This window comes from Gordonibacter faecis (assembly GCF_030077735.1).
GTDB lineage: Bacteria > Actinomycetota > Coriobacteriia > Coriobacteriales > Eggerthellaceae > Gordonibacter > Gordonibacter faecis.
In genome coordinates this window covers 207,208-220,830 of record NZ_JASJEU010000013.1, presented here as the reverse complement: position 1 = coordinate 220,830, position 13,623 = coordinate 207,208, and the positions used below count along the sequence as shown (strand labels likewise).

Annotated in this window: 12 protein-coding genes; 2 read left to right on the top strand and 10 right to left on the bottom strand. The window is 55.6% G+C overall.

All coding sequences use genetic code 11. The annotated features are described in order from the left end of the window. Positions 1–56 precede the first annotated feature (56 nt). The 9 genes from QNJ86_RS07425 to QNJ86_RS07385 form a co-directional block, all read right to left on the bottom strand. A complete protein-coding gene (locus QNJ86_RS07425) occupies positions 57–1,271 on the bottom strand; it encodes an MFS transporter (protein WP_283831968.1) in 1,215 nt (404 codons plus the stop codon). 135 nt (positions 1,272–1,406) lie between these two features. Further along, positions 1,407–3,053, bottom strand: a complete 1,647-nt coding sequence (locus tag QNJ86_RS07420) for a response regulator transcription factor (RefSeq protein WP_283831967.1) — start codon at positions 3,051–3,053, stop codon at positions 1,407–1,409. A gap of 263 nt (positions 3,054–3,316) precedes the next feature. Further along, on the bottom strand, positions 3,317–4,876 hold the full coding sequence (locus tag QNJ86_RS07415; RefSeq protein ID WP_283831966.1) for a PucR family transcriptional regulator: 1,560 nt from the start codon (positions 4,874–4,876) through the stop codon (positions 3,317–3,319). 183 nt (positions 4,877–5,059) lie between these two features. Then, entirely contained in the window at positions 5,060–6,190 is a 1,131-nt protein-coding gene (locus tag QNJ86_RS07410; RefSeq protein WP_283831965.1) for a phosphotriesterase family protein, read from the bottom strand. 113 nt (positions 6,191–6,303) lie between these two features. Continuing rightward, the gene (locus tag QNJ86_RS07405) at positions 6,304–7,551 is read right to left on the bottom strand and encodes an MFS transporter (RefSeq protein ID WP_283831964.1); all 1,248 of its coding nucleotides are present in this window, start codon (positions 7,549–7,551) and stop codon (positions 6,304–6,306) included. Between the two features lie 82 nt (positions 7,552–7,633). Next, positions 7,634–8,059: a 4Fe-4S dicluster domain-containing protein gene (locus QNJ86_RS07400; RefSeq protein WP_283831963.1), complete on the bottom strand. Its 426-nt coding sequence runs from the start codon at positions 8,057–8,059 to the stop codon at positions 7,634–7,636. 3 nt (positions 8,060–8,062) lie between these two features. Next, positions 8,063–10,537, bottom strand: a complete 2,475-nt coding sequence (locus QNJ86_RS07395) for a molybdopterin-containing oxidoreductase family protein (protein ID WP_283831962.1) — start codon at positions 10,535–10,537, stop codon at positions 8,063–8,065. 53 nt (positions 10,538–10,590) lie between these two features. Next, positions 10,591–11,892 carry an MFS transporter gene (locus tag QNJ86_RS07390; protein ID WP_283831961.1) on the bottom strand — a complete coding sequence of 434 codons (1,302 nt, stop codon included), beginning with the start codon at positions 11,890–11,892 and terminating at the stop codon, positions 10,591–10,593. Positions 11,893–11,931: 39 nt separating this feature from the next. Then, the gene (locus tag QNJ86_RS07385; protein ID WP_283831960.1) at positions 11,932–12,165 is read right to left on the bottom strand and encodes a zinc ribbon domain-containing protein; all 234 of its coding nucleotides are present in this window, start codon (positions 12,163–12,165) and stop codon (positions 11,932–11,934) included. Between the two features lie 140 nt (positions 12,166–12,305). Between QNJ86_RS07385 and QNJ86_RS07380 the strand changes: the two genes are divergently transcribed. Continuing rightward, the gene (locus tag QNJ86_RS07380; RefSeq protein ID WP_283831959.1) at positions 12,306–12,641 is read left to right on the top strand and encodes a hypothetical protein; all 336 of its coding nucleotides are present in this window, start codon (positions 12,306–12,308) and stop codon (positions 12,639–12,641) included. Further along, positions 12,551–12,934 carry a helix-turn-helix domain-containing protein gene (locus tag QNJ86_RS07375; protein WP_347278119.1) on the top strand — a complete coding sequence of 128 codons (384 nt, stop codon included), beginning with the start codon at positions 12,551–12,553 and terminating at the stop codon, positions 12,932–12,934. Before QNJ86_RS07380 ends, QNJ86_RS07375 begins: the two co-directional genes overlap by 91 nt. A gap of 333 nt (positions 12,935–13,267) precedes the next feature. Here QNJ86_RS07375 and QNJ86_RS07370 read toward each other — a convergent pair whose 3' ends face one another. After that, the gene (locus QNJ86_RS07370; protein WP_283831957.1) at positions 13,268–13,621 is read right to left on the bottom strand and encodes a 4Fe-4S binding protein; all 354 of its coding nucleotides are present in this window, start codon (positions 13,619–13,621) and stop codon (positions 13,268–13,270) included. Positions 13,622–13,623: the final 2 nt, after the last annotated feature.

Here is a 13,623-nt window from a genome sequence, read left to right as displayed (position 1 = left end):
CAGCGACCCTGCCTTTCAACGCACTTCCCACAATGAATACAAGGGCAACACATGAGCTACTCCGTCACGTCGCCGTATGGATACGCTGCATCTTTTCGCGTTAGCACCAGGTAAACAAGCACAACTACAAAGAGCACTGCAAACATGGCAGACATAAGTTCAAACAGAGCCGTTGTGCTTCCGCCAACAACACCTTCAGCAAATGCGACGTATATCGACGAGCACGCCTGCCCCGCAAACATGGCAATTGAAAGTGCTGAAAGCGCAAAGGTTCGTCGACACGGATGCACCAGCCCGCTGAGAGCGGTTTGTAAATACGGAATGATGGTGCCCAAATATATACCATAGACAATAGCACCCACAAACACTCCCGCAGGGGTGGTCGCAAACGCAAGCAGCGTAAATGAGGCCGCAATAGCTGCCATAGGAACAAGCACGGTATAGCGCCGCAGATGCTTAAATATCTGCGCAAACACAAGCGATATGAGAAGTGCCGTAAACGTGGTAGACGACGAAGCGAATCCAGCCATAACAGAATCACCAATGCCCGATTCCTGAATGAAAATAGCCATTTTCAACAGATACACCATGCCTATAGTCATAGATACAAACATGAGCAAAATACCCATCCATGCTCGCCCACCGATACGCCTTTGCTCCGGCGAAAGCGCGGCGGCCTCCTGGGCAAACGCAAGATCTTTCTCGGGCGGTACTTTTGGTAGAAATATGATTTGCATAATCAGTACAAACACAAAGAAGACGTTCACAAAAAACGGCACATGCCAACCAATAACAGCCAACGTCCCCGAAAGGGTAGAGAACACCATGGCAATGATTGACCCGACCGCATTCGCACCGCCCATCATTCCCGCGCGCTCCTGTCCCGCAAAAAAGTACGAGATAAGCGTGGGCACGATGGGGTACACAAGACCGCAACCCAGCCCAAAGAGTACTCGCGTAAATAGTAAAACTTCGAAATTTGGCGCGAATGCACCCCCAATGCCGCCAAGAACAAACAACAACTGACCCACGGTAAGAATAGTTTTACGGCTAATGTAATACGACAACTTTGCCGCAATGAGCGATGCGGGAATGATACACAGCGGCGGCAAAGCGACGAGCAGGTTCACGTTCTCCCCCGGAAACGCGAGCGCCATCACCGCTAGGATAGGCGTCATTTCAGAGCCAAGCGCGTTGCTGTCGCAGGCGCATAGAAGCAATGTGGCCTTTGTACTAAGCTTTGATCGATGACGTATGGTGGAATTGGACATAAAAGCCCTCCTTTGGCCAAGATGCGGAAGCAACTTCAGCATCGGTGTATGAGTGGCAGGTTAGAGCGGCCAACGCTGCCGGCCAAGGCACGCAGAACCTGACGCGCCCAAGATCAGACTCTGAGTATGAAGGCGTTAAACGAGCCGATCATCAGGAGGTTCAGTCGTTTCCTGAAAGAGGCACTCCTCGGCTTCTACAATATCGAGCAACTCCTGCTGCGAATGGACCCCTAATTTGTTATATATGTTGTAGATATGACTTTTAGCGGTATGTGCCGATATGGTAAAACGATCGGCGATATAACCCGCATTGCGACCCTGTGCGAGACAGCACAGCACCTCTGTTTGGCGCGGAGTTAACTCGTAGCGCTGCGCCACGAGACTCGTTTTAAGCTTTAGCGTTTCCCCTATTCCACCGGATATAGCTTGACGCGCCGAGCGTTCCGCATCAATTCTTACCTCGCGAACATAGGAAAGAGGCCCGGGATGAAATACAGCGAAACTGGTGGCCACTACAAGAAACACCACAAGAGCAAAGCAGATAAACATACGCCCGAGCGGGTCACCGGCAAATCCGAAGCACATCACGGTACCTACAATCCACCCCAATGTGCATCCTAGCCCATTTAACGTACGCCCTACCGCAAAGGTTTTTACATAGTTTTCGTCAAAAAGGCGAAAACTCTTAGAAACGCTAGCGATGTCCACAATGTCATGGCACGCCAACAGGGCAAACAAAACAAGAAGGCAGAGAAGTTGCCCTACATAGTTTGCGAACGAGAACGCAAAGATCCCTATAAGCATAATGGGCAAAAAAACTTCTGTCAGGATAAGTGCAATGTTGCGAGGCTTGCGAACTAAAAACAATACCGTAAATACAGCAGCAATCACGTTAGCCATGGCTATTACATGCACGGTAAAAGGATAGTACGCCTCCACCGTTGCAGAAGCTCCCACAAAACCGATGCCGACGCTATAAGCAAATGCTAATAACACGGTACGCATGAAGGAGAAGCGCTGTCCCGCTTCAACACCCTCAGCCAGAACTTCGCCTTCGTCCGAATCGACCCATATATTACTTGATACATCATCATCTTGAAACGCAATACTGTCTTCCACTGCACAACTGGTACCTTCTTCGTCAAACTGCGCGAACACAACTGAAGGCGAAAGAGCCAACCACGCAAGTACAACAGAAGCTACAGGAAGCGAAACCGTGGCAGTATAGGCAATACCCGAGGGCATGAACGCTGTGGCGACATAGAAAAGCGATCCTACAAGGAAGGCACTCGATGCTGAAAAGATAATTTGCTTTCGGTTGAGTACTACCAATTTTTTAGACCACACAAGCAGCAGTGCGGAACTACCCACTCCACTCGCACACCAAAGGAAAATGCCCCAAGCAACATCAGTATTCGCAGGAAGTAGTCCAACTGCGCCAGCAAAAGGACAGCACAAGAGCGCCACCACACGCAAGGCAGTCTCACCCCTACGAGAGGCAAAGAATCGAGCAAACACGCCAAATACAACGTAAGCCGCAAACATAGCAACGGTCATAGCCGTGCGTACAATATGTGCACCAAAGTCACCAAAAACGCTGTGAGGAAGCAGTGACGGACTCCAGAATAGACAGAATATCCAACCCAGGTAAAAGGAAAGACCTAACACACATAACAGAGGGATACGAAGTGTGAATTCGCGCAACGGCGTTTGCCCAGCATTGGGATGCAGGAACTTCATATCGATGGAAATGTCCGACTGAGCGGCCCGCTCGCGTTGCATGAAAGTCTCCCCCTGCCCGACTTCTCCCTGCGGCAAGGCCAGTGTAGCACAGGCCTTTTAAGCCCTTTCCGAGGCCCTTTTCGCCGATTTTGGCGATTTGCACACCACTTTTCGTGATTTTCGCAGCTTGTCCAAAACGCAGCGCTTCAAGCGCTCAGCTATAACAAACGAGGCTGTATTCAACCAACCTCAGCCATCCTAGCGCGAGGTTTTCCATGCATTCAAGTCAGAGTCGAGAAGGTTATCCTCCCCCTCCCACCCGTCTACCGTTGCCGTAGTAGGGCGAGGGAGAATTCTAGATAGAGGCGGTCGTCGGGATCCTCGAGGTTTAGTTCAGTGATGGCAGCAATGCGCTCAAGGCGATACTGCAGCGTACTACGATGGATATGCAGCGCCTTGGCGGTGAGCGAAGCGTTATAGAGATTCTCGATGTAAGAGGTCAGTGTTTCCAGGTAGTCGACACCGCCGCTGTCGGACTGCTTCTGCAACTCCAGCACCCCTGGTGAGCAAAGCATACGAGCCGGCAGCCGCTCGGTGCCATGCAAAAGAATGTACGTTGCCGCAACGTCAGTGAACCAGTGAGTCTTCCGCGACGGATGGGCTTCAGCGCCCAACTCAAGCGCCGCCTTGGCCTGCTGGACATACTTACCCACTTGCAACAAGTCGGAGAACGGAAAACTAACCCCAATCTGCATCGGATAGGCACTGTAATACTTGACCACCTTTTGGAAGAACTCCGGCAGGGCCGGCTTGCAGCGACTGAGATCAGCCAGGACAAACACATCCGACTCGTGCTGAACCGTCAAATACCCCTCCCCCATGCCCTCAATGATGGCACAATTCTGCTGCAAGGGAATAGTCTTGTAGCTTCCGTAAGTATTAAGATCAACGATAGCGCACGCATAGTTCCCGCAGTGGGGAAACCCAAACGCCTTGAGATGTCGCTTAATCGACCGCAGGTTCTCGGTCTTGTCGGACAAGAGCAGCTTAAGAAGGGAATGGGGCGACACGATCTCTTTCCCATCAAGGGAAGTCTGGGTGTTCAGGAACGCCTCAAGGGCAACTCGCAGCTGGGAAAGATGCCACGTCTGCGCCTCAGTTGCCAGTCCATCCGGAAGGGGCACCAACAGCAGTCCCAAACACGACCCGTCACTCACTCTCACCGGCACCGCCAATACGTCTAAGACATCGCCGAACCGGTCAGTGATCTGCGTCGCAAGCGGCTCGGTGGAGCCGATAGCCTCTTCAAGACAGCTATAATCAATTTCTTCGGAGTAACGGCCGTCTTCATCGACCAGACCCCACACGCGGGTGGCTTTCCAATCATCCGCCGTCGAGAAAACGCAACCACGCCATTCACCAGCGGGATAGTACACAAGCATGCCGTCAAACAAATCCACACTTGCGTCCAAAAAGTTCTTAATGGTACTGCCCTCACGGTCCTGATGCAAGCGCCAGAGCGCTTCACGCCACACACCCTCGCGATGGAACAGATCCAGCAGGCTCGCGCACACTTCAAGAAGTCCACCATCAGGAACCTCAAGGTACAGCGTGCGACCTTTCCTTTGCGGACGCCCGAGCGCCTCACTCTCCGACAAGTACGTACCCGACTCGCAGCAGATAATAGATAGAATGTCCTCGCAAATTACGCGCTCATCATTTGCAGATTCCAGACGCATCAGGTAGATGCGCTTCGCCTCAACAGGCACACCCTTGCTATACACCGCAGGCATCGCATAACGCGCGCGCCTATCTTTACTCGCAGAAAGAACGGTGAACCGCTTTGTCATATACTCACGTATATAGCCGTATCCCAGTTCCATACGCCGCCCCTATTCGGCTTGGATGCGCCTCATCACCTGCGCATTTTGGATACTTGCCCGCACCACGATGATAACAAAAATGCACACTACCGAGCAATGTGCAGCCAGTGTGTGCCGAACCAGACGCTGGCACCGACACACACCAACTTCAAACAAAAGCTTCGCCCGCGCGCCGCTCAACCCCTAAAACGCAAGGAACTCGGCAGGGTTTGTTGTAATCATGCGGTGGGCGGCATCGGCGAAGCCTAGTTGGCCCAGCATGTCGCAGACGAAGGTGGGTACGCGCGTGTAGCCGTAGCCGCCGTAGGCCTTGGCGGACAACTTGCAGCAGAAGTCGTGGCCCAGCATGATCTGTCCCTCATAGCCCAACTTCAACAACTCGTAGACGGCACTCAACTCCAGATACTCGCTCACCACATTCGCGCCACCCAACTCGAAGGGCTGAACGGCCTGGTTGCCGAAACTGTCGAAGGAGATATTGATTCCCAAATCAAGTAGCCGCTGGTGGGGTTCAATGCTGAAGCGCGGCTGATGACTTTTGATAACGTCGGCTATCATTTCCGGACGACCATCAGGAGAAGTCACGAGACTTTGCGCATGGCAGAAGAGCACCTTTTTCGGGTCGGCCCCCAAAGCAATCGCCAGCTCAGCGAATCCAAGAATCTGGTCGCCGCTGAGCGGCGGCACTTCCAGATGCACCATCATGGGCATGCCGCGCTCGGCCGAAATACGCGCAACCGCCCGAAACACATCCATCTCTCCGGGGAAGGGCAGCCGCCCGTCAGCCAAGCCGGAAAACGTGGCTTTCAAAAAGCCCGGCTTGATGCCGGTTTCCTCAAAACCATTGTCGATGTCAGCCTCAAATAGCGTCTTGATTTCGTCTTCAGACTTGCCCTGAAACTTGGCCGGGCGCACGGAGTCGCGATACATCCCCACACCATAAACAATATTGACGCCCGACTCCTCAGACGCGCGCACCAAATCCTCGTACGGCCTGCCCAGGATGCCGTAGACCGAGCACTCGCACAGCGCTTCCCCGCCAACCGCCTTGTACTCCTTCAATTCATTCACAATAAACTTGAGATAGTCATCCCCCGACGTATCCATCACCTCGGGAGCCATGGACCACGCGCCGCTCTGGAGAAACTTGAGATTGCGATTCTCCAGTGTCAGCTGCTCGTCTTTTATCTGGGGAAAGAACGTCCGCGACCCCGCAGTAACGGGGCTCAGATTGATAGCGACATGTTCATGGATCATGGTGGTGCCCAGACGTTCAGGCGCGATGTCGCCGCATACCGTCCGTACCTTTTTCATATCCCTGCTCCTTGTCGTATTCTGCCGTGTCGCCGCAGGTGCGACACGGCTCTTCATTTGTTGCTGGATGTCGCGGTGGTGCCTCGTAGCCACACCCTCTTACACCCGAGCTACTACGCTTCGCGTGGGAGTCGTTTCGCCAGCTTGAGGGACGTGATAACCGCCGCTGCGGCGGCCACGCAAAGCGCCACGCCAAACCACAGCGCCGGATAGAAACTACCGGTAGTATCAAGAATGAGTGTGATAATGGTCATGCCGAACGCCCCCACAGCGCTCACCGCAAACATGAGCGTGGAGTACAGCGAAGCGAAATCCTTGTTGCCAAACGCATCTCGACAGAGCAGCGCGGGCGTCACGCTTGAAAGCGACAGAGCTACGCCGTAGAAGAGCCCGCCACCCAGCGCGCTCGGCGCGAGGTTTCCGAAGAAGATGAGTAGCAAAAAGCCTCCAAGCACAATGCCGGAACCCAGCATGCCAGCGACCAGTCCACCGAACCGATCACTGACCGCCCCCAGACCCAGCGTACCGCTGAACTGCCCAATCATAACCATGGTGGCAATAAGGCCAACAATAGCCGTCAATCCCACGTTGCTCATGTACAGCGGAAGCAATTGCGAGAAGCCGCCCAGCATAGAAAACGCCACAAATGCGAAGAACAGCAGCCAAAATGCGAGCGAATGATAGGCGCGCTTCGCCGACACACCCTCAGAGGCGGACGAGGGCGCGCCAGAAGACTGTACGCCCTCGGCAGTGAAAGCTTCTGCACCATAGGGCAGAAGGCCTTTGTCCTCAGGCTTAAAACGGATGAGGAAGAGCGTGCAGGGCAACACAATGATTGCAGCGATGGCCGCCGTCACCAGATACGTGGTACGCCAACCCAGCGACGCGATAAGAGTCGCAACGATAGGATTCATAATAGCCGCAGCAATGCCGGTGCATGCCATGGCAATACCCACAACGAACCCGGTCTTTTTGGCAAACCAGTTTCCCAAAATTATGGGCGCGGGCACCAGAAACACGAAGCCACCCGCAAGGCCAATAACTGCACCCGAGACCCACCATTGCCAAGGGGCATCGTAAAACGCCATGGCGCCCAACGCGGCAACGCTCGCCAGCGCGCAGGCAGTGAGCAATACGCGAATGTTCGCTTTGGGCAAAAGCCTCCCCACAAACGGTGCCGCCAAACCCAGGCCCAACGAGCAAACCGTCAAGTAGAGCCCGAGTTCTGTGGTACTGAAACCCAATTCCCCCGTCACTGAGGCGAACCATTGCCCGCCCGTGTTCAGAATAATACCCATCGTCGAGGTGAGTCCGCAGCAGCCTACAAGCACGATCCATGCGTAATGCAACTTCTTCTTCATTTCTACTTTGTCCTTGATCTCTACTACGAGGTGTCCCTGCGCGCCCCACCTCAGCAGGACGCGCAGGGACAGAAGGAAGTGTCTAGATGGCTGTTACCTTTTCCGCATAGTAAATGTTGTCGCGGGTGCCTTCCCAGGCGTGACGCTTGTATACGCCGAAGCCCAGTTCTTTCAACTCTTCAATGCGCACGTTGAAGGGGCTCTCGGGGTCATCGGCATCACCATAGGTGAGTGCCTCAGTCGGGCAGTTAAACACGCAGAAGGGCTGATCTCCCTCCACCGTACGGTCGGCGCACAACGTGCACTTCTTGGTGTAAACGGGCTCCCATTTCATGAACAGGTTTGGCCAGGTGCCGCCGGGGCTGTCCACACCCTTGCCGTCACCGATGGTATTGACATACTGCCACCACTCGTCGGTGCCCAGTTTGTGGCCTACCTTGCAGGCCAAAGAACACGTCCAGCACCCCGTGCAGCGGTTAACGTTCACCAAAATAGCGGGTGTAGCCATGGTTTATGCCTCCTCGATCTTGCGGACCTCACAGAGGTCCTCCCAGTAGGTTTCAACGCGGTCGAGGCCGTTGTAGATCAGCGCCTTCGGCACGCCTGCGGCCAGGCTTTTCGCCGTGTTGATACGCTCCCACTCGTCCGTCATGGGGGTGTGCGCCTCAGGACCGGTGAGCGTGGTCGACAAAACTGTCGGCGGATTGTCGCGGTGGAACTTCTTCGGATAGGCGTACCACACGTGAGCCATGCCCGGCGGGAACGCCTCAGAAAGCGTGGCTACCGAGGTCATCTTGCCCTGGTAGTTGTACACCTCAATGAGGTCGCCTTCCTTGATGCCGCGCTCCTTAGCGGTGGCGGGGTTCAGCGACACGCGTGGCTTGTCGCCGCCGATAGCCGTGAGCTCCGGGAACTCGGTGAACTGCGTCTGCATGAATACGCGGTGGCGCCCCGGATACATCTGCAGCGGGTAGTCGGCCAGCTTCTCCGGGTCGTGCAGGCGCGGCTCTTCGTACGTTCCGAAGCCGCCGCCGGCACCTGCCAGGTCCTCGCAGTAGAACTCGTAGCGACCAGAAACCGTGTCGAACTTCCACGCCTTGCGTGCGTAGACATCGGTATCATCCACCGCACCGTACAGCGGGATGGTCTTTTCTTCCTTCAGGCGCTCATAGGTGATGGGCTCGGGTCCGCCAAGCTTCGGGTCGCCTCCGGACAGGCGCAAACGATGCCAATCGGCGTCTTCCATACCCTCAAAGTAGTCGCCCACACCCATAGCCTTGGCAAAAATTGAATAGATGAACGAAGGAGGCTTGGACTCGCCCATCGGTTCGATGGCAGCCTCAAGCAGCGTCATGGTGTTCGCCGTGGCCAAAATTTCCTCGCGCTCAAACGGCGTGCACACCGGCAACACGTAATCGGCCCAAGCCGTGGAGTCGGTCATGCGGAAGTCGATGTCAATCATGAGATCGAGCCGCTTCAGGAACTGGTCGCACACCACCTTAGGATTAGGCCACGCGTGCACCGGGTTCACGTAGGTATTGAGATAAACGCGGTACTGCTGGCGCTCAGGATGATCGAAGCTTTCCAGAATCTCATCGAAGGAGACCTGATTGCCCTTCATGTTCTCGTAGCCATCAGGCATGGTCATTTCGGTGTCGTTCAGATAGACCGTCTCGCCGTCGCCCAGAGGCGAAATGGTGATGCGGCCACCGCGCTTAGCGAAGTTACCCGTGAGAATGGGCAGCAGGTTGATGGCACGGTACGCCTGGCCGCCGTTGGAGTAGCGCAGGCCGTCGTTCAAGTAGATGCAGCCGGGGTCGGCGTCCATGTATTCGTGCACAAGATCGATTGCCACCTGCGCGGGTACGCCAGTGATAGATTCCTGCTTTTCCGGGGTCCACGGCTCCAGGTGCTCTTTCAGCTTCGCGAAGGCGGTCTTGCAGGCGATGCCGTTGATCTCAACGATTTTGTCCAGTTCAGGGTCGAGGTCCTCAGCTGACACGGTGGTGTTAGTGCGGTAGTTCGCAAACGAGCTGAACGTGCGGTCTTCCAGGTCGCGGTCGATGCTCTCGGCAGGACCGATGGGCGCAGGACCGTTGGTGGTCTTGTCCCAGCACAGAAGCGTCTTTGGGTCGCCGCCTTCTTTGATGTCGGCCTCGCGCAGGTACTGGCCATTGTCGTCGCGGATAAGAAGCGGTGCGCACGTGTACTTGAGCAGGGCGTCTTCGTCTACGCGGTCCTCGTCAATCACAATCTTAGCCATGGCCAGAGCCAGTGCCGCATCCGTCGCTGCGTTAATGGGAATAAACTGATCCGCCTTGGCAGCCGTGCAGTCATACACAAGGCCGATGTGCACCAGCTTCATACCCTTTTCCTGCGCGTCGATGATGGTACGCGTGGTGTGAGCCGCACGCGTCCACCCAACCGGGTTACCACCCCAGGTGATGAGGTACTTTGCATCAGCGAGGGCATCGGTGTCGGACATGATGGTGAAGCCACCGTCACCGTCTTCAATGTTGTATTCCCACTGACCCGCCACGTCGATAATGGGAAAGTGGAAACGCGTGGCACCCGAGGTGAAAATCAGGCGCAGGGTAAGAGCGGTCTCAAGAGCGCCCACGCCGCCCACGATGCCACAGCAAAACGTGTTGACCATGACTGTTTCGGGGCCGTACTTTTCGATGGAATCCTGCATCTTCTCAGTGATCTCTTCGATAGCCTGATCCCAGCTGATCTGCTCGAACTTGCCCTCGCCGCGCTCACCCGTGCGCTTGAGCGGATGCAGGATGCGCTCTTTGATGTAGGGCAGCTTGCCCACAACCATGCCCTTTTGGCAGACGCGGTGACGCTCAGCACGCGGCCCTTTCAGAATAGCGCGCTCGGTACGTTCAATGACGCCGTCTTTCACATAGGTCTTCAGAACGCAGTGCTCATGGCACCCCCATCCCTGACAGGCAGTGTAGACGAAATTCTCGTTCTCACTCATTTTGACCTCTTTCTCGTTTCTCTTGTATCTCTCTCGCTTACGCGAACTGCACGCTATGCCACAACGGTCTCTTCCAGCGCACCCCCTTCCTTTTGCACTTCCTCTTCAGCGCCACCTTCGCGCGGCAGGCGCTTCGCAATACCCATAGAAGCCATGAGCGTGGGGATGGCAACAACACACAGGACAAAGCCGAGCCACAGTGCCGGGTAGAAACTGCCGGTCAGGTCAAGCGTGAGCGACAACAGGGGCATACCAACAAACGCCATACCGTTAATGACCAACATGAGCGATGAATACAACTTGGCGAAGTCGCGGTTGCCGTAGGCATTGCGGCAGAGGAGCGGCGGTGCCACAGAACCCAGCGCCAAAGCTGCACCATAGAGAACGCCACCAGCAAGATCACCGAATACCATTTGGCCGAAGAAGATCAGCAGGAGGAAACCAACTCCCGCTATCGCAAAGCCCACCAAGCCGGTAGCCGTGCCACCGAACCGGTCGCTCACCGCGCCCAAGCCAAGCGTGCCCACAAACTGCCCGATCATGGCCATAGAAGCGATGAGGCCAACCATGGCCACCATGCCGATAGTCTCCATGTACACAGGAAGCAGCTGCGAGAACGAACTCAGAATGGCTATCATTGCCAGCACCAGCGCTAGGAGCCAGAACGACGGGGAGCGGAAGGCGCGACGCGCAGGCACACCCTCGGCCATGATGGACGTTGCTTCTTCGGCACCACTTTCGCTTGCCTCATCAATGCCGTACGGCAAAAGGCCCTTGTCCTCAGGTTTGAAGCGGATGAGGAACAGCGTGCAAGGCAACACAATTACTGCAGCAATGGCGGCGGCAATCAGGTAGGAGGTGCGCCACCCCACGCCGGCGATGAGCGCTGCTGCGATAGGGTTCATGATGGCAGCCGCAATGCCCGAGCAGGACATGGCAATACTTACCGCGAGCCCCGTTTTCTTCGCGAACCAGTTTCCCAGAATGATGGGGGTAGGAATCATGAATACAAACCCACCTACAAAGCCAAGTACCGCACCCGATATCCACCACTGCCAAGGGGCGTTAAAGAATGACATGGCAGCCTGGGTAGCGATACATATGGCATACCCAAGGGTGAGGAACAAACGGACATTCACCTTGGCAAGCACCCTCCCCACAAAGGGCGAAACCACGGCGAACCCCAAACAACAGACGGACATGTACAGCGTCAGTTCCGTGACGCTGAAACCAAGTTCCCCCGTCACCGGGGCGAACCACTGACCAGCGGATGAAATCAATATCCCCAAACCACTCGTCAGAGCACAACAGGCCACCAGCACAACCCACGCATAGTGCGTTTTCTTCCTTGCCATGAACCTATCCCCTCCTCTGTTGGTAAAAGCACCTCTTTGCTACTGCGAGGCTCCCGGGTTCTTGGGGGCCACGGGGGCTCCCGGGTTTTTGGGCGCGCCGGGATTCTTGGGCGCTCCCGGGTTCTTGGGAGCAGTGGGAGCCTGCGATTGCGGAACCGCAGGCAGCGGCTTGCCGCAGGAGGCGCAGACGGCAGCGTCGGCGGAATTCTCGGCACCGCACGAAGGGCAGGCCTTCTCTGCTTGCCCTTCCACAGTTGGCGGTCTGAAACACATAGCGTACGTCCTTTCTCGTTGAACGACCCGATTAGCACATGCCAAAGCAGGGGTCGCTGGCTTGATTGATCGCAGCGCGTGAGGGGAAGGACTCCTCTTTCTTCGCCACGTGCGAAGGGAGCCGACGGAAATGAGTGAAGATGCCGGCCCGCAAGAGGCTTCCTCCTTCTCACGAAGAAGCAACCTTGCAAGCGGGGTTCCGCCCCACTTGCTTTCAATCGAGCCATGGCGTACCGTTAGTCTATCTGCCAGCGTTTTTCCTGCATATCCTCATTGAGAAGGGTTTTACGGGGCCGCTTTTCCTACAAAGTGCGGAGAGAAGCAGAACTTTCGTCTTGGCCCTATTTGTTGAGGTTTTTGGACCGAAAAGTCTGACGCTTGCCGAATGCGCGAAAGTGCCAGAAAGCGCGTTTTCTTTGCGAATAGGTCGGGAATTGCTGCAGATTATCGCTCTTTTTTGGCCAGTTCGGATATAACCGATTCATTAGATCGCGGCTTAGATAGCCTTCACGGTATGGATTATTTCGACAAAAGAAGGCAGCTTGGGCAGCGCATCGTGGAGACGCGTAAGGCTCAAAACATCTCCCAAAAACAGCTTGCCCTCATGTCGAACATCAACCAGGGATACCTCTCTGAAGTGGAAAACGGCATCAGCAACATCAGCATTAACAAGCTGTTCCGCATAGCCGATGCCCTCGGCATATCCCCCAGCTACCTCTTCACCGAACCAGAAATAGAAGTGGGCGACCCGTTCACCCAGCGGGCGTAACGCCTTCGCAAACTCAAGCCAAAACATCTTATATATAAAGAAGCCGCCTCACTGGCGGCTTCATTCACTATACACTGTTTTTGATTTGTTGAGTTGACTCCGGCCTATCCGGCAAAGCAGGAAACGGTGGCGGCAGCGCCGCGCCGCAGGAGGGGCACGCACGCGCGACCTTGTCGGGAGCCTCCGCGCCGCAAGCTGGGCACAACCGGTGTCCCAACTGTGCGCTCATCTCGTCGGCGCGACCACAGCGGTTGCATAGGTTGCAGCAATAGCACATGGTGCGCTCCCTTCCCCCGGTGTCGCTTGGCTGGGCGACACCGTCATCTCTCCAACTTAGGCGCAGGGTGCCCAGATTACTTGCTTGGGCTTCTTCTTCAATTCCGCCGCCAACTCATCCAGCGGGCCAAACTTCATACAGAACGCCTGGCAATGATGCACGCAGGAAGGGTCTTTGCCCGCCGCCACGCGATCAGCACACAGGTCGCACAAATCGGTGGGTACGGGAATCTTATTCCAGTTGAAACAGTTGCCGCCCTCGCCGGAATCGTCCTTCTGCCAGGGCCCATCGTCCAGGACGCGAATACCCCACTTCCCAACCGGGAAGCCGTGCTCTTCCTTGCACGCTACCACGCACGTCTCGCAGCCCGTGCAGTACTCGTAGTCAATCAACAGTCCCCATTCAGTCATGG